Source organism: Larkinella sp., from assembly GCF_965227735.1.
Lineage (GTDB): Bacteria > Bacteroidota > Bacteroidia > Cytophagales > Spirosomataceae > Larkinella.
The window spans coordinates 7,247,526-7,263,205 of sequence record NZ_OZ245776.1; the positions used below are offsets into that span (position 1 = coordinate 7,247,526).

The window sequence follows — 15,680 nt, forward strand, 5'->3', positions numbered from 1 at the left end:
ACTACCTTTGTCTGAAACGAAGCCTTGGCAGCATTTTGGAACAAACGATCCTTTTTATTACCCCGCCTTTCACGCAGCTCAACACCCCGTATCCGGCCACGGCTTACCTGAAGGGCTTTCTGAATACGAAAGGATTCCATTCGCATCAGGCTGATCTGGGTATTGAGGTGATTCTGGCTCTGTTTTCGAAAAACGGTTTGCGGACGTTGTTTGCCGAGCTGGACGCTTCGGATGCTGAACTGTCTGAAAATAGCTTTCGCATTTTTTCACTCCGCGACGAGTATATCAGCACCATCGACCCGGTGATCCGGTTTTTGCAAAACAAAAATCCGACGCTGGCCCACAGCATTTGCGACCGTTCCTATTTGCCCGAAGCCTCGCGATTTGCCCAACTCGATGACCTGGACTGGGCGTTCGGCACGATGGGTATTCACGACAAAGCGCGGCATCTGGCCACCCTGTATCTCGAAGATCTTGCCGACCTGATCACCGAAGCGGTCGACCCGCACTTCGGATTCAGCCGCTATGCCGAACGACTGGGCCGCTCGGCCACGCACTTTGATGACCTTCATACCGCTTTGCAGGCGCCCGAAACCCTGATTTCAGTAACCTTAACGAATCTGCTCGAACAACGGCTGCAACAGTGGCAACCCACGGTGGTTTGTCTGACGGTTCCGTTTCCGGGAAACCTGTACGGCGCGTTGAAGTGCGGTCAGTATCTCAAGAAACACCACCCTAACATTGCCGTGATCATGGGGGGCGGTTATGCCAATACCGAACTCCGTTCGCTGAAGGAACCCCGGGTTTTTGATTACGTCGATTACATCTGCCTCGACGACGGCGAAGCGCCCCTGCTTTCGCTGCTGGATTTTCTGGCGGGTCAGCGCGACCGGGCTGGTTTGAAGCGTGTCTATACCCGAACGGAGGGCGTTGTGACCTACTACAACCAGAACCGGGAGAGGGATGTGCCGCAACGTGATACCGGCACGCCCGACTACCGCGATCTGCGACTGAACGACTATTTATCCGTTATTGAAATTGTCAATCCGATGCACCGGCTCTGGAGCGACGGACGCTGGAACAAGCTGACGTTAGCGCACGGTTGCTACTGGGGGAAATGTTCGTTCTGCGATGTCACTCTGGACTACATCAAGCGGTATGAGCCCCTGACGGCGGCCCTGCTTTGCGATCGCATCGAGGAGATTATCGAACAAACCGGTCAGAACGGTTTTCACTTTGTGGACGAAGCCGCACCGCCCGCTTTGATGCGCGATCTGGCCCTGGAAATCATTCGCCGGAAGCTGACGGTGGTGTGGTGGACCAATATCCGGTTTGAAAAAAACTTCACGCCCGACCTTTGCCAGTTGCTGAAACTATCGGGCTGTATTGCGGTGTCGGGCGGGCTGGAAGTGGCGTCGGATCGCTTGCTCGAACGCATGAAAAAGGGTGTGACGGTGGCGCAGGTGGCCCGGGTAGCCGACGGTTTTACGCGGGCCGGTATCATGGTTCATGCGTATCTGATGTACGGTTTTCCGACGCAGACGGCGCAGGAAACCATCGATTCGCTGGAAATGGTGCGGCAATTGTTCGAAACCGGCGTTGTGCAGTCGGGGTTCTGGCACCGGTTTGCGATGACGGCCCACAGCCCGGTGGGGCTGCATCCGGCGGGTTTCGACGTCCAGCGGACTGGCCCCGACCTCGGTTTGTTTGCCGACAACGACCTGGACCACCACGACCCGTTGGGAGCCGATCACAGCCGGTTTTCGGAAGGTTTGCGGAAGTCGCTTTTCAACTACATGCACGGCGTTGCTTTTGAGTTTCCGCTCAAAAAGTGGTTTGATTTCAAAACCCCGCCGACCAGCATTCCACCGAAATATATTGATCAGAGCATTCGTCAATTGCCAGACAGCGAGTTTCGCCCGAATGCGATGGTGATCTGGCCCGGAAGTTTGCCGGTCATATCCATTCTGGAAGTTAAAAAAGGTAGTAAAATAGCTGAAGTAGCCGAGTTGGTTTTCTACTCGAAGAAAAGCGAATGGGCGCTGGAAACGAGCGTTTCGGTGGGAGAGTGGCTGGAGGGCGCGATGCCTAAACTGGTGATTGGGAATCACGAACCCTACTCCCTCGGCGGCTTGAAAGCGGACTTTGAAGCCGCCGGTTTAGGGAGTTTCGGGACCTTTATGCAGTCGGCAACCTGGCGAAATTTGCGTCAGAATGGACTGCTGATTGTGTAAGATTAATAATCTTTTTTGTTGTCGCGTTTCGCCTGTTTGTCGGCCCGTTTTTCCTTCAACGTTTTCTCCGACGGTTTTTTTGCACTTCCTTTTGTGGGTGCTTTTTGCTGTGCCATGGTTTTGGGGATTAGAAGTTATAAATCGAAGAATGGATAGACTGGAAATCAATCCGGTTCTTATCCCGGTTCTCTTGTCTAACGTCTTTTCTCTTCAATCTGGCTTAAGATAACCTTAAAAAACGAATAAAAACTAGCATTGGCGATTAATAAAGAAGATTTGCCCCGGAAAACCCCCGTTTCGCAACTTGGGCTATCTTTGCAGCCGAATGTAACCGTTTTCTGACCATGACCCCACTTCAGCCCAACAACCCGCTTCACGGCAAAACCCTCGAAAATATCCTGACGGAACTGGTGGCGCATTATGGCTGGGCGCGGTTGGGGCAACGCATCACCATCCGCTGCTTTACCGATAATCCGAGCATCAAATCCAGCCTGACGTTCCTGCGCAAAACACCCTGGGCGCGGCAGAAAGTAGAAGAGCTTTACCTAACCCTCAAAACCAAGTAACCTGTTTTTTATGAGAAAACCCTACCTGATCTTCCTGATTTCCACCTTGTTTTTTGGCGGCATGGTGTCCGAAAAACCGGCTGCCGATCCCGAGTTTCCGGATGAACTCGTCCATTTTACACCCTACGAAAACAACCCGGTTTTTGCCGGTACGAAAGCATCCACCTGGGATCATCACATTCGGGAGCGGGGTTACATCCTTCGGGAGGGTAAGAACTGGTATCTGTGGTATACGGGCTATAAAGACGGGAAAAATACGACGAAATACCTGGGACTGGCGACGTCTTCCGACGGGTTTACCTGGAAACGCCATCCGGAAAACCCCATTTATACCGCAGGTTGGGTGGAGGATATGTCGGTCGTGAAATCCGGCAAGACCTATTACATGTTCGCGGAAGGAAAAGAGGACGTTGCCCACCTCCTGACGTCGACCGACCGCCTTCACTGGGAAGAGCGCGGGCCCCTCGATATTCGCGGTGTCGATGGAAAACCGCTCAGTGCCGGGCCGTACGGCACTCCGGCCATCTGGAAGGAAGGCAGTGTCTGGTATTTGTTCTATGAACGGAACGATGCTGCGGTTTGGCTGGCCACCTCCAAAGACCTGAAAAGCTGGAAGAACGTGCAGGATGAGCCGGTTCTGAAATGCGGGCCGGAGAAATACGACCAGTTTGCGGTGGCAACCAATCAGATTATCAAGTACAAAGGGCTCTATTATATGTACTACCACGCGTCGGCTTTCAAAGACTGGCGGGAATGGACCAACAACGTGGCGGTTTCGAAAGACCTGATCCATTGGAAGAAATATACTAAAAACCCCATTATGGAAAAGAATACGTCGAGCGGGTTTCTGGTTCATGACGGTGCGAAATACCGGCTTTACACGATGCACCCGGACGTCCGGGTTTTTCTGCCCGCTTCCCAACCTTAATAAATTTAGTACTTTCGCTTTTTGCCCCTTTAGGTGAACGGGGCAAAAAGCGAGATATCAGACGCAAGTCCTAAAATTGATTCAACTATCCAAATCTGATGAAACGCTATTTTCTGCTTATCGCCTTCTTTTGTTCATGCCTCCCGGTTTTTTCACAAGTTTCAACGGTTCCTCAACCGGCTACGGGGAAAAAATCGACGTCTGGTAATCCGGTGTTTCCGGGCTGGTATGCTGATCCAGAAGGCATTATTCTGGGGAACAAATACTGGATTTATCCGACCTATTCGGCACCGTATAACCAGCAGGTTTTCATGGACGCGTTTTCGTCACCCGACTTGGTGACCTGGACGAAACACGGCCGGATTATCGACACCACAGCCATCAAATGGGCCTGGCGGGCGATGTGGGCACCGGCCATTGTTGAAAAAGGCGGCAAATATTACCTGTTTTTCGGGGCCAATGACATTCAGAACGATCAGAAAGATGTGGGCGGGATTGGTGTAGCCGTGGCCGACAATCCGGCGGGCCCATTCAAGGATTATCTGGGTAAACCGCTGATCGACAAGATCATCAATGGTGCGCAGCCCATCGATCAGTTTGTTTTCAAGGATAAAGACGGCCAGTATTACATGATTTACGGCGGCTGGCGGCACTGCAATATCGCCAAACTGAAAGACGATTTTAGCGGTTTTGTGCCGTTTGCCGATGGTACGACGTTCAAGGAAATAACGCCCAAAGGCTACGTGGAAGGGCCGTTCATGTTCATTCGCAACGGCAAATATTACTTCATGTGGTCGGAAGGTGGCTGGACTGGCCCCAACTATTCCGTCGCCTATGCCATGGCAGATTCGCCGTTTGGTCCTTTCGAGCGGATCGATAAAATTCTCAAGCAGGACCCCAGCGTGGCAACCGGCGCGGGGCATCATTCGGTGATTCAGGTGCCGGGGAAAGACCAGTGGTACATCGTGTATCACCGCCGTCCGCTGACGGAAACCGACGGCAACCACCGCGAAACCTGCATCGACGTCATGGAATTTGATGCGAAGGGGTTGATTAAACCAGTGAAAATCACGGTGGAGGGGGTGAAGCCGCAGCCGTTGAAGTAGCAGCGTTCGTTATTCATTGTTCATTATTCAACATTCGGCGTTCTATATTCAATTTTAATATTAACGCCAGCTATGAGATGATGCCCTTGCCTAACAGTTGTTTGAGTGCCAGCGGCACGTAATGTTAATAGCAAATCGGTATTTCAAGAGTTCCAGGCGTGCCGGAGGTACGCGATATAGGCTGAGTTGCGTACCTCCGGCACGCCTGGAGCTCTTGAAATACCGATTTGCTATTAACATCGGACCCCTCCGGGGTCAATAATCTCACAGTTTGTGTTAAAATTAGGAAATATCGAATATAGAACAGCAAATCCCCCATCATTTAACGACTGCCCGTTTTAAAATACCACCGACGAAACTTCCCAGAAAGGTGAGAAAAATGGAGCCGTAGAGGCAGAAAAGCTCCAGTTCCTGTTTGCCGCCGTTTTCGGGAGCCGCCGTAAAAAAGGTATAACCAACCCACAGAAAAACCGCCTGCAAAACCGCCAGAATCCAGCCTTTCCGGGGTTCCAGAAAACCGATGATGGCAGCACTGACAGCCGCCAGAAAATACGGCCAATGCACCACATCCGCCCATTTGATTACAAACAGCAGCAGCGCACTGTTGGCCAGAACCAACAGGGTGTTGATGAGGAGCCGCGTGTTGAAAAACGGTTCGCGGGCGTAGGAGCTATCGGACGATTGTGGCATCGGGGCGGCTATTTTTTTTGCGAAATTAGTCACAATTCCCATCCGGCGTACACACCGGGCCGGCAATGGTTTCGGCTTCGGCCAACGGGTTGACGTCTTTCCATTCACCGTACGACTTGATTAAAGCACCCAGAAACGTCTCAGGCGCCTGCGCACCGGAAACGGCGTATTTCTGGTTAAAGACAAAAAAAGGAACCCCGGTGACGCCAACCTGACGGGCTTCCCGAATGTCTGCTTTCACCTCGGCCGCAAACTGATCGGATTCCAGCACCTGTTCAACGTCCGGAGTTGCCAGACCAATATCGGTTCCGAGTTGCAACAGGGTGTCGTGATCGGCCGTGTTGAGTCCTTCGGTAAAATACGCTTTAAACAGGCGTTCTTCCATGTCGTCACCCTTGCCCTGGGTTTTGGCCAGCTGCACCACGCGGTGAGCGTCGAATGAATTGGCCACCACAGCTTTGTCGAAGTCATAGTGAAGTCCTACTTCAGCGGCCAGGTTGGTTACATAATCATTCATTTGTTTGGCATAGCCGAGCGTCCAGCCTTTGGCCTCGGCCAGGTATTCGGTAATGCTTTTATCCGGATTCGTTTCCTGAGCCGGGTTAAGCTGAAAACTTTTCCAGACAATCTCAATTGACTCTTTATGATCAAACTGCTCCAGAGCGGCTTCAAATTTACGCTTACCGATGTAGCAAAACGGACACATCACGTCCGACCAGATTTCAACTTTCATATTCTTGGGTAGTTATAAAAAACGAGTTTATCTCATCATTCCGGGGAATCAAACGACTCCCGCCAACCATTAGATGTTGTTACATCAATAAGGATTTCGCGAGAAATTTGGTTCAGGAAACCGGCCACAATCCAACCATCACCGGATTAAATTATCCGTTAAAGTATACTACGACCTTTTTGTACATTTACGGCCGGAATTCCCGGTAGCAAAACCGGTTGATTATAGACATGGATGGACGGGAGAAATCGCTGGAAAGTCTGAAAAAAATGATTTTTCAGGCCGGTGAACTGAGTGAGGTGGAGTGGGAAGCTTTTGCGGCCTTTTGGCATCCGGTCGACTACCGACGGAAAACCACGCTGACCACCGCCGGTGAAATCGAACGCTACCTGTATTATGTGGTCGAAGGCGTTCAGCGGGCGTATTATGTGGGGGAGGGGAAACGGGATGCGACGCTGATTTTTTCGTATACCGGCTCGATGTCGGGCATTATCGACTCGTTTCAATTGCAAAAACCGTCGCTGTATTACCTCGAAACCCTGACCACCAGTCGGTTGCTCCGGATTTCGTACGCAGATTTTAACCGGATTCTTGGCACGTATCCGGCCCTGGAACGCTGGGGACGCATCGGTACGGCGGCTGCGATGTCGGGCCTGATGGAGCGGTATATCGAACTGATGACGTTCAGTGCCGAGGAGAAATTTCGGGTGTTGCTGACCCGCAGCCCGCACGTCCTGCAACTGATTCCGCACAAGTATCTGGCGTCATACCTCGGTCTGGACCCCACCACGTTCAGCAAGCTACTGGCCTCCGTCAAATTGTAGCAGAGAGCAAGAATCTTGGTCTGCGCCAACATTTTTCGGTAGAAACCGTCGTAGGTTTGTCCGTATAAACGCCCGTAGCCATGCCCGCTTTTCAACCCAATGACTTGCTCGATCAGTTAGCCCGCGAAACCCAAACACTCGTCGAGCAGGTTCTAACGGAATTTAGTCCGCTGTCAGTCGATGAGTTAAACCGTCAACCGGCCCCGGACCGATGGAGCATCGCGCAGTGCCTGGAGCACCTGAATAGCTACGGGCATTACTACCTGCCGCAGCTCGAAACCGCCGTTTTGAAAGGCGAAACCGGGTCTATTCGGCCCACTTCAACGTTTCGCAGCGGCTGGCTCGGCAACTACTTCGCCAATTCGATGCGGCCCAAAACCGACGGTTCGATTGCGTTGAAAATGAAAGCCGTCAAGGAACATACGCCCGTTTCGGACCTGAATGCGTCGGCGGTTTTGGCAGTTTTTCTCGAACAGCAACACGCCCTGCTCGAGTTGCTGGAACGTGCTAAACAGGTGAACATTCAGAAACTCCGCATCCCCATTTCCATTGCCCGATTCATCCGGCTTTCAGTGGGCGACACCTTCCGGTTTCTGATTGCGCACGAGCAACGGCATGTGCTACAAGCCCGTCGGGTGGCTTCTGAGCTGATTCTTCGTCCGAACGTTTCGGTGGAATCGTAATATTTCCTAAGTTTGGTCATGCTCCTGACCATAACCATACTCGGCATTCTTGCCCTCATTGCGCTTATCTCGTTTGTCCGCCTTCACACCTTCCTGGCCTTTCTGGCAGTTTCATTGGGCGTCGGCCTGGCCCTGGGCCAAAAACCGCTGGAAATTCTGGATTCAATTCAGAAAGGCATCGGCGGCACCCTCGGTTCCATCACCGCCATCATTGCCCTGGGGGCGATGCTCGGCAAGCTGGTGGCCCAAAGCGGGGCCGCCCAGCGCATTGCCGTCAAACTCATGGATCTGGTGGGCACCCGCCACGCCCGCTGGGCTTTTCTGGTAACCGGTTTCATCGTCGGGCTGCCGTTGTTTTATTCCGTCGGATTTCTGCTGCTGGCTCCGCTGGTCATCACGGTTTCCTACCGGTATAAACTCCCCGCGCTCTACATTGGCTTGCCCATGCTGGCGTCGTTGTCGGTGACGCAGGGCTACCTGCCGCCCCACCCGGCTCCGCTGGCGATTCTGAAACAGTTCAACGCCGACATGGGGCTGACGCTTTTTTACGGCATCATCGTCTCGATTCCGGCCATCCTGATTTCCGGTGCCTTGTTTGGCTCGACCCTGAAACGCTTCACGATCCCAGCCAATCCGGCTTTCATTGCCCCCGACCTGAGCGAAGACCAGATGCCTTCGGCCACCACCAGTTTCCTGACGGTTTTGCTCCCGATCTTACTGATTGGCCTCAGTACCTTTCTGAATCCGTTGCTGCCGGGAAATTCGCTGGTTCAGCAAGTCATTGGATTTGTGGGCGAACCGGTGGTGAGCATGTTCCTGTCGGTGCTGGTGGCGACTTACACACTGGGGCTTCGGCGGGGAAAAACCATGCCGGAAGTGACCGGGCTGTTTGGCGAAGCGGTCAAGGATGTGGCCATGCTTTTCCTGATTTTTGGTGGGGCCGGGGCCTTGAAACAGGTGTTGACCGACGGCGGGGTGAGCCAGTCCATTGCCGCCATGATGGAAAATTCGACCCTGCATCCGTTCGTGCTGGCCTGGGGAATGGCCGCCCTGATCCGGGTTTGCACCGGCTCGTCAACGGTTTCGGGCATTACGACGGCCGGTTTTGTCGCGCCCATGCTGGCGGCAACGGGCGTGGAGCCGAATCTGATGGTGTTGAGCATCGGGGCTGGCAGCATGATGTTTTCGCACGTCAACGATACCGGTTTCTGGCTGTTTCGCGAATATTTTCAGTTGTCGATGGCCGATACGCTCAAAACCTGGTCGGTGATGGAAACGCTGGTGTCGATCACGGGTTTGGCGGGGGTGATGGCGTTGAATCTGATTCTGGGCTAGTTTTGGGTTTTCAGACCAGTTTGTCCACCGTAATCGGCAGTTCCCGAATCCGCTTCCCGGTAGCGTGAAAAACCGCATTGGCCACCGCAGCCGCCACGCCAACGATCGCGATTTCGCCCAGCCCTTTCGCACCGATCGGGTTGACGTGGACATCCGGCTGATCCACAAAAAAGACTTCAATTTGCGGAATGTCGGCGTGAACCGGAATGTGGTAGCTGGCAAAATCGCTCGTTACGTAGCGGCCATACCGGTGATCCATGACAGATTCTTCCATCAACGCCATGCCGATTCCGCCCACGACGCCCCCGATGGACTGGCTGCGGGCGGTTTTGTAGTTGATGATTTTGCCGACATCAGCGCAGGTTACTACCCGTTTGACGCGCACCTCACCCGTGACTGGACTCACCTGAACCTCTACAAAATGACAACCAAACGAATACATGGAATACTGGTCCCGCTCCGGCCCTGATTTCGATTCTTCCGTCATTTCCACCTGGGGCAGCTTGTGATACTTCAGAATATCCGTGTATAAAACGCTTGATCTCGACTCGGCAGTCGGATAAATCCGGCCATTCTTAATCACGATTTCGTCGGGCCAGGCACCGCTCAGGATGGAACCGGGCATGGATGCGCCCAGAATCAGAAGCTTGTTTTTCAGAGCTTTGCAGGCGTCATGAACGGCTGATCCCACGCTGGGAATGGTGGCCGAACCGTTCTGTCCGGGGGCGTCGGGCAAACTGGAATCGCCCAGATCGAAGCGGATTTTTTTCGGACTGACGCCCAGCATCCGGGCCGCAATTTGCGTCATGGCCGTACCGGTTCCGGGGCCAATGTCCATTGTCGCGCTCTGGACCACCACCGAACCGTCGGCTTGCATCATCGCTTTGGCTTTGGAAGGATGGCGGTGAAAACCGTAGAGACTGGACGCCATACCGTAGCCGACCAGCATCCCATCGGCTTGCATCGACCGGGGTTCCGGCTTCCGGTTTTTCCAGCCAAACTGTTCCGATCCTAGGCGGTAACATTCCTTCAGCGACTTGGCCGACCACGGCAGGTTCCGTTCGGGGTCGGCATCGGCGTGGTTGCGCAGCCGCAGTTCCAACGGGTCGAGTTGGAGGGCAAAAGCCAGCTCGTCGAGTGCCGATTCCAGGGCAAACATCCCCGTCGCGTCGCCGGGGCCGCGCATCCAGGTGGGCGTGTTCACATCCAGGTTGAGCAACCGGTAGCGGGTGGAGACATTGAGACAGGCATACATCGCCCGCGTGGCCAGGATCGTTCGTTCCAGGTGTTCTTCGTAGGCCGAAGTCTGCCCAGTGCCTTCGTGCGTGATGGCCGTCAGAATACCGGTTTTAGTAGCACCGATCGCAATTCTTTGTTCGGTAAAAGGCCGGTATCCCACCGAAGTGAACATTAGTTCGCGGCCCAGAACCAGTTTGACCGGCCGTTTGACCTGTTTGGCCGCCAGCACAGCCGCAACCGTATGGGGCCAGACCCGGATGCCCGAACCAAAAGCCCCGCCGATGAATTGGGCGTTGACTTTTACCTGTTCGCGGGGCAGTTTAAATGCCTGCGCCAGATTGCCCTGCGCAGATTTAACCCCCTGATTTTTATCGTAAACTGTCAATTTGTCGTCGGCTTCCCAAACCGCAATAATGGCGTGGGGTTCCAGCGGCTGGTGGTGTTGCGTAGGGATGGTGTACGTGGCTTCCAGTTTGACTTCCGACGATGTCAGGGCGTTGGGATCACCCCGGTCGTAATCCTGAAACGGAGACGTTTTGTTCCGCTGCACATTGAGCGCAATGGCGGCTTTTGACCGGTTGACGACAAAGTCAGTCTGGTGGGTTTCAGTCTGGTAATCAATCTCGACCAGCGAGGCCGCCTGTTGGGCCTGTTCCAGCGTTTGGGCCACCACCAGGGCAACGGGCTGGCCGCTGAAATAGATCAATTCATCGTAAAACACCCGAAAAGCCGTGCCGATCGGAGCCCGTTCGGCGGGTTGTTTGAGAGGTGGGTAAGCAGGTACGCCGGGGGTGTTCCGGTGGGTGATGACGGCCAGAACGCCCGGTGCTGCTTCCGCCGGTTTGGCATTGATGTTTGTAATGCGGCCTTTGGCGATGGTGCTGGTAATCAGTACCGCGTGCGCCAGATTGTCGAGCGGGTATTCGGCGGAATAGGTGGCCGCTCCCGTTACTTTCAATCGGCCATCAACGCGGTTGAGCGAAGGTTCCGGTTCGGCAGGAGGTAGGTGGGCATTTGCCATAGAGTTGATCAGGAAAGACCGGCGGCTAGTTTTAACGCCTGAACAATGGCGTTCGGTGCCACTCTCAGTTTGTAGGCATTGTGTTCAAATGCCCGCGCGCCCTGCATGGCGGCTTCGGCGACTTGGCGAAAAACCGTTTCGGAAACCGCTTGTCCCGTCAGCATTTTTTCCGCTTCGAACAACCGCCAGGGTTTGTGCGCTACGCCCCCCATCGCCAGTCGGACGGTTTTAATCCGGTTTTGGTCGATGTCGAGCGCGGCTGCCACCGAAACCAGCGCGAAGGCGTAGGAAGCCCGGTCGCGCACCTTGAGATACTGAACGTGTTTCGGAAAAACCGCATCGGGAATCTCCACGGCTGTGATCAGTTCGCCGTTCGACAGGGTAGTGTCCTGCTCGGGTCGGTTGTTCGGTAATCGGTGAAAATCTGCCATCGGAATTTGACGTTCTCCACGAGGCCCCTGGACCAAAACGGTTGCTTCCAATGCCGACAGGGCCACGCTCAGATCGCTGGGGTGAACGGCGATGCAGCTCCTGGGATCGGGTTTTTCGGGAACGCCAAAGATGGCGTGCATCCGGTTGATGCCTCCCAAAGCACCACAGCCCGAACCGGGAATCCGTTTGTTGCAGGGGAATGCGCGGTCGTAAAAATACGGGCAACGGGTTCGCTGGAGCAGGTTGCCGCCCACCGTCGCCATATTGCGCAACTGGCCCGATGCTCCAGCATGAAGGGCCTGCGCCAGCAGCGGATGGTTGTCCCGGATCCGCTTATGGCTGGCTACCTCGCTGTTCAGCGCCAGCGCCCCGATTCGGAGAAAACCGTCACGCTTTTCGATCTTTTTCAGCGGCAAGTGATTGATATCGACGAGTTTTTCGGGGGCTGCAATGTTGTGTTTCATCAGGTCGATGAGGTTGGTGCCACCGGCAATAAACTGGGCTTTCGGATTGGAAGCCACCAGTTCGATGGCTTCCCGGATGGTTGAAGGGCGGACGTATTCGAAAGGTTTCATACGTTTTGCCCACCAGTTTTAACGTCCAGAATGGCCTTCACAATGTTGGGATAGGCCCCGCACCGGCAGAGGTTGCCGCTCATGTATTCCTGAATGTCGGCCTCGGAATTGGCGCGCTCTTCACGAATGCAACTCACCGCCGACATCAGTTGGCCGGGGGTGCAATAGCCACATTGAAAACCGTCGTGTTTGATGAACGCTTCCTGCATCGGGTGTAAACGGTCGCCTTTTGCCAGCCCTTCGATGGTGGTTATTTTCCGGCCGTTCTGCATGACCGCAAAACTCAGGCAGGCCAGCACCCGCTGCCCGTCGACGTGAACGGTACAGGCTCCGCACTGGCCGAAATCGCACCCTTTTTTGGTGCCGGTCAGTCCGAGTTGTTCGCGCAATAAGTCGAGCAGGGTGGTTCGCGGATCGGTGGAAAGCCGGTATTTTTTGTCGTTGATCGAGAGGGTGAAGCTCACTTTTTCGGCCGTTCCGACGGGTGCTGCATCCGCATCTGATTCAGCGGTTTTCAGAAGCGGGAAAGGAGAAAGGGCCAGACCGGCCACCGCCAGCGACTGTTTCAAAAACAACCGGCGGTCACGCTGCTCAAAAAAAGTACCATCGTCCGGTGGGGTAGGGTCGTCCGGTTTTTCGTCCGTCATCAAGTTCAGGTTTAGGAGCAGGAATGTTCAATTAAAGTAAGGAATGTTTTTGATAGGAACGCGGATTGAACGGATGTGACGGATCAAAAACTGATTATAATTTTAAAATCCGTTCTGATCCGTCACATCCGACTAATCCGCGTTCCCATCAAATAACAAAATTAAATAAAAAAAATATACCATTTTGTTTTTTGTTTAATCGATTAAACATACATTTGAAGCGCCTGACTGCTCCTCATGAATAAGAAGAAAGTTTCCCTGAAAGACATTGCCGAGAAAGCGCAGGTTTCAACCGCCCTGGTTTCGTATGTTCTGAATGGAAAGGAAAAAGAGAGCCGGGTTGGGCATGAGATCGCCGTTAAAATCAAACAGATTGCCAAAGAGCTGAATTACCAGCCAAATTACCTGGCAAAAAGTTTGCGGAGCGGAAAAACCCAGACGATTGGGTTGATTATTGCCGACATATCGAACCCGTTTTTTGCCAACATCGCCCGCATTGTGGAAGATGAAGCGAAAAAAAACGGGTATACCGTTATCATCGGCAGTTCGGATGAAAAAGCGGAGAAGTCCCGGGATCTGATCACGGTTTTTCTGAACCGACAGGTAGACGGTTTTATCATCGTTTCGTCGGAAAATTCGGAAGAGCAAATTCAATACCTGATCGAGAAAAATGTTGCTTTTGTCTTGTTAGACCGGCATTTTCCAGACATTCCTACCCATTTTGTTTCGCTGAACAGTTACAAAGCCGCCTTCGATGCGGGCGTTCATTTGATTCAGGGCGGTTATAAAAACATTGGGCTCATTGCTTATAAATCAAACCTATTTCACATGCAGGAGCGAATCCGGGGCTATCGGGAGTCGCTGGTGGAAAATGGGATTTCGTTTCACCCGGCGTGGCTGAAAGAAGTGGGGTTCGATACAATCGACGAGGAAATCAAAGTTGGCATCGACGAAATGCTGGCGTCGGCGTTTCCGGTGGATGCCCTGATTTTTGCGACCTACCGGCTGGCCATCACTGGGTTGAAATACATTAACGCGCTGGGCTTAAAGGTCCCGGATGATCTGGCCATCGTCAGTTTTGGTCAGGCCGAAGTGTTTGATCTGTACTATTGCCCGATTACCTACGTCCAGCAACCGATGGAGGAGTTGGGAAAAACCGCCGTTGAAATTTTGATTCATACCCTGAAAGAACCGCATGCTGAAAAAAGACAGATTCTGATGGAAGCACAACTGATGGCGCGGGATTCGTCCCGATCCAAAGCAGCCATTTCCTGAAATTTCATTATTTTGAAGTCTTGCTTAATCGATTAAACAATGCCCCAACCCCCTAAAGGCCGCCCGGCCTTTAGGGGGTTGGGGGCCAGCAGTACACTATTCCTTACCCTTAATTTTTACGTTTTTTGTATGCAACGAAGACATTTTCTGAAATCTGCGGTGCTGGGTTCCGGAGCCATTCTGACCGGTATTCCCTTGTTGAGTGAAGCGGCCATTCCCAAACTGAAGATTACCAAAATCCGGTATTATGCGGCACCCGGTTACAACAAACCGCTGTTTAACCAGGCGCGGGGCATTGTCGAGATTGAAACCGACGGCGGTATTGTTGGTATCGGTGAAGGTGGTTCGAAAGATATGATTGAGCAGTGTGCGCAGATGATGATTGGCGAAAATCCGTTCCGCATCGAACACATCTGGCAGAATCTGTACCGGGGCATGTTTTATCCGCCGGGCCGCGAAAAACTGCACGCCCAGGGTGCGCTCGACATGGCACTTTGGGATCTCAAAGGCAAGGCGCTCGGGGTGCCGGTGTATGAACTGCTGGGCGGTGCGACCCGCGATTACGTCGAATGCTACGCCACCGGTTTCCGGGCGTCCAAAGCCACAACGGAAGAAGGTCGGGCGCAGGACTGCATCAAGGCCGGATTGCGGGCCTACCGGATTGGGCCGACGGGTGGAAACGGCACCGAACCGTTCGATTTTTACGACAACGCGAAGAAAACCATCGACTTCTGCAAACGCATCGACGCGGCCGTTGGCGGGGGCGGTAAATGGGCCGTCGATCTGCACACCCGGTTCGATACGACGGAGGGCATCAAAATCTGCAAGGCGCTGGAATCGCTGGAACCGTATTTTGTGGAAGACATCGTCCGGTCGGAAAACCCGGATGTTTACAAAACCGTGCGGGCGATGACCAACGTACCCATTGCCGTGGGCGAGCAGTTTGGCGACCGCTGGGACAGCAACACCTTCATCGAGCAGCACCTGATCGACTACACCCGGTTTACGGTTCCGAATACCGGCGGTATTTCCGAATTCAAAAAACTGGCGTCGATGTGTGAAACCCATTACGTGGGCATGATTCCGCATTTTACCGGCCCCTTAGCCACCGCTACGCTGGTTCACGTCCTGGGTTCGAGCAGTCCGACGCGCTGCCTGATGGAACTGGGTGGGGGCGAACCCGAACGACCGCCCTACTTTAACGAAGACTACGTGAATTTTAAAAACGGCAAACTATACCTCAATCCCGAACCGGGGCTAGGCGTCAAATTTGATCCGAAAAAAGCAACGTTTGTCCTGGAAGTTACCGCCAACACGAAGTTCCCGCACCCGATCCTGAAAGCCCCGGATGGCTCCATCCATAACTGGTAGAATAAAGAATTTCCTACACCC

General features: G+C 53.5%; 14 protein-coding genes. 9 read left to right on the plus strand and 5 right to left on the minus strand.

Annotation, left to right across the window (positions count from 1 at the left end; translation table 11 throughout):
• The first annotated feature begins 35 nt into the window (after nucleotides 1-35).
• The 4 genes from ACO064_RS28660 to ACO064_RS28675 all read left to right on the plus strand — a co-directional run bounded on the left by ACO064_RS28660 (nucleotide 36) and on the right by ACO064_RS28675 (nucleotide 4,834).
• Nucleotides 36-2,234 carry a B12-binding domain-containing radical SAM protein gene (locus ACO064_RS28660; RefSeq protein ID WP_421830616.1) on the plus strand — a complete coding sequence of 733 codons (2,199 nt, stop codon included), beginning with the start codon at nucleotides 36-38 and terminating at the stop codon, nucleotides 2,232-2,234.
• A gap of 344 nt (nucleotides 2,235-2,578) precedes the next feature.
• Nucleotides 2,579-2,800, plus strand: a complete 222-nt coding sequence (locus tag ACO064_RS28665; protein ID WP_421830617.1) for a VF530 family DNA-binding protein — start codon at nucleotides 2,579-2,581, stop codon at nucleotides 2,798-2,800.
• Between the two features lie 10 nt (nucleotides 2,801-2,810).
• Complete coding sequence (locus ACO064_RS28670; RefSeq protein ID WP_421830618.1) at nucleotides 2,811-3,728, plus strand: glycosylase; 918 nt, start codon at nucleotides 2,811-2,813, stop codon at nucleotides 3,726-3,728.
• 98 nt (nucleotides 3,729-3,826) lie between these two features.
• Nucleotides 3,827-4,834, plus strand: coding sequence for a glycoside hydrolase family 43 protein (locus ACO064_RS28675; protein ID WP_421830619.1), 1,008 nt, complete (start codon nucleotides 3,827-3,829; stop codon nucleotides 4,832-4,834).
• A 318-nt stretch (nucleotides 4,835-5,152) separates the two neighbouring features.
• Here ACO064_RS28675 and ACO064_RS28680 read toward each other — a convergent pair whose 3' ends face one another.
• Entirely contained in the window at nucleotides 5,153-5,524 is a 372-nt protein-coding gene (locus ACO064_RS28680) for a hypothetical protein (RefSeq protein WP_421830620.1), read from the minus strand.
• A 25-nt stretch (nucleotides 5,525-5,549) separates the two neighbouring features.
• Complete coding sequence (locus ACO064_RS28685; RefSeq protein WP_421830621.1) at nucleotides 5,550-6,257, minus strand: DsbA family oxidoreductase; 708 nt, start codon at nucleotides 6,255-6,257, stop codon at nucleotides 5,550-5,552.
• A gap of 230 nt (nucleotides 6,258-6,487) precedes the next feature.
• On the opposite strand from ACO064_RS28685, the gene ACO064_RS28690 reads away from it, so the two are divergent.
• From ACO064_RS28690 to ACO064_RS28700, 3 genes are all read left to right on the plus strand, one after another.
• On the plus strand, nucleotides 6,488-7,081 hold the full coding sequence (locus ACO064_RS28690; RefSeq protein ID WP_421830622.1) for a Crp/Fnr family transcriptional regulator: 594 nt from the start codon (nucleotides 6,488-6,490) through the stop codon (nucleotides 7,079-7,081).
• A gap of 80 nt (nucleotides 7,082-7,161) precedes the next feature.
• Nucleotides 7,162-7,764 carry a DinB family protein gene (locus ACO064_RS28695; protein ID WP_421830623.1) on the plus strand — a complete coding sequence of 201 codons (603 nt, stop codon included), beginning with the start codon at nucleotides 7,162-7,164 and terminating at the stop codon, nucleotides 7,762-7,764.
• Between the two features lie 18 nt (nucleotides 7,765-7,782).
• Nucleotides 7,783-9,099, plus strand: a complete 1,317-nt coding sequence (locus ACO064_RS28700) for a gluconate:H+ symporter (RefSeq protein ID WP_421830624.1) — start codon at nucleotides 7,783-7,785, stop codon at nucleotides 9,097-9,099.
• A gap of 10 nt (nucleotides 9,100-9,109) precedes the next feature.
• On the opposite strand, the gene ACO064_RS28705 is transcribed toward ACO064_RS28700, so the two are convergent.
• Genes ACO064_RS28705 through ACO064_RS28715 form a run of 3 tightly spaced genes read right to left on the minus strand, consistent with a single transcriptional unit; the run spans nucleotide 9,110 to nucleotide 13,013 of the window.
• Nucleotides 9,110-11,359: a xanthine dehydrogenase family protein molybdopterin-binding subunit gene (locus tag ACO064_RS28705; RefSeq protein ID WP_421830625.1), complete on the minus strand. Its 2,250-nt coding sequence runs from the start codon at nucleotides 11,357-11,359 to the stop codon at nucleotides 9,110-9,112.
• Nucleotides 11,360-11,367: 8 nt separating this feature from the next.
• On the minus strand, nucleotides 11,368-12,366 hold the full coding sequence (locus ACO064_RS28710; RefSeq protein WP_421830626.1) for an FAD binding domain-containing protein: 999 nt from the start codon (nucleotides 12,364-12,366) through the stop codon (nucleotides 11,368-11,370).
• Nucleotides 12,363-13,013, minus strand: coding sequence for a (2Fe-2S)-binding protein (locus ACO064_RS28715; protein WP_421830627.1), 651 nt, complete (start codon nucleotides 13,011-13,013; stop codon nucleotides 12,363-12,365). The genes ACO064_RS28710 and ACO064_RS28715 overlap by 4 nt, the downstream gene beginning before the upstream one ends.
• 237 nt (nucleotides 13,014-13,250) lie before the next feature.
• On the opposite strand from ACO064_RS28715, the gene ACO064_RS28720 reads away from it, so the two are divergent.
• On the plus strand, nucleotides 13,251-14,288 hold the full coding sequence (locus ACO064_RS28720; protein WP_421830628.1) for a LacI family DNA-binding transcriptional regulator: 1,038 nt from the start codon (nucleotides 13,251-13,253) through the stop codon (nucleotides 14,286-14,288).
• 129 nt (nucleotides 14,289-14,417) lie between these two features.
• Entirely contained in the window at nucleotides 14,418-15,659 is a 1,242-nt protein-coding gene (locus ACO064_RS28725; RefSeq protein WP_421830629.1) for a mandelate racemase/muconate lactonizing enzyme family protein, read from the plus strand.
• Nucleotides 15,660-15,680 lie beyond the last annotated feature (21 nt).

Bases quoted from the DNA above. Each gene is read 5' to 3' on its own strand.
- ACO064_RS28690 (WP_421830622.1), top strand. From the start codon at position 6,488: ATGGATGGACGGGAGAAATCGCTGGAAAGTCTGAAAAAAATGATTTTT.
- ACO064_RS28710 (WP_421830626.1), bottom strand. From the start codon at position 12,366: ATGAAACCTTTCGAATACGTCCGCCCTTCAACCATCCGGGAAGCCATC.
- ACO064_RS28715 (WP_421830627.1), bottom strand. From the start codon at position 13,013: ATGACGGACGAAAAACCGGACGACCCTACCCCACCGGACGATGGTACT.
- ACO064_RS28705 (WP_421830625.1), bottom strand. From the start codon at position 11,359: ATGGCAAATGCCCACCTACCTCCTGCCGAACCGGAACCTTCGCTCAAC.
- ACO064_RS28670 (WP_421830618.1), top strand. From the start codon at position 2,811: ATGAGAAAACCCTACCTGATCTTCCTGATTTCCACCTTGTTTTTTGGC.
- ACO064_RS28685 (WP_421830621.1), bottom strand. From the start codon at position 6,257: ATGAAAGTTGAAATCTGGTCGGACGTGATGTGTCCGTTTTGCTACATC.
- ACO064_RS28725 (WP_421830629.1), top strand. From the start codon at position 14,418: ATGCAACGAAGACATTTTCTGAAATCTGCGGTGCTGGGTTCCGGAGCC.
- ACO064_RS28675 (WP_421830619.1), top strand. From the start codon at position 3,827: ATGAAACGCTATTTTCTGCTTATCGCCTTCTTTTGTTCATGCCTCCCG.
- ACO064_RS28680 (WP_421830620.1), bottom strand. From the start codon at position 5,524: ATGCCACAATCGTCCGATAGCTCCTACGCCCGCGAACCGTTTTTCAAC.
- ACO064_RS28700 (WP_421830624.1), top strand. From the start codon at position 7,783: ATGCTCCTGACCATAACCATACTCGGCATTCTTGCCCTCATTGCGCTT.
- ACO064_RS28720 (WP_421830628.1), top strand. From the start codon at position 13,251: ATGAATAAGAAGAAAGTTTCCCTGAAAGACATTGCCGAGAAAGCGCAG.
- ACO064_RS28665 (WP_421830617.1), top strand. From the start codon at position 2,579: ATGACCCCACTTCAGCCCAACAACCCGCTTCACGGCAAAACCCTCGAA.
- ACO064_RS28695 (WP_421830623.1), top strand. From the start codon at position 7,162: ATGCCCGCTTTTCAACCCAATGACTTGCTCGATCAGTTAGCCCGCGAA.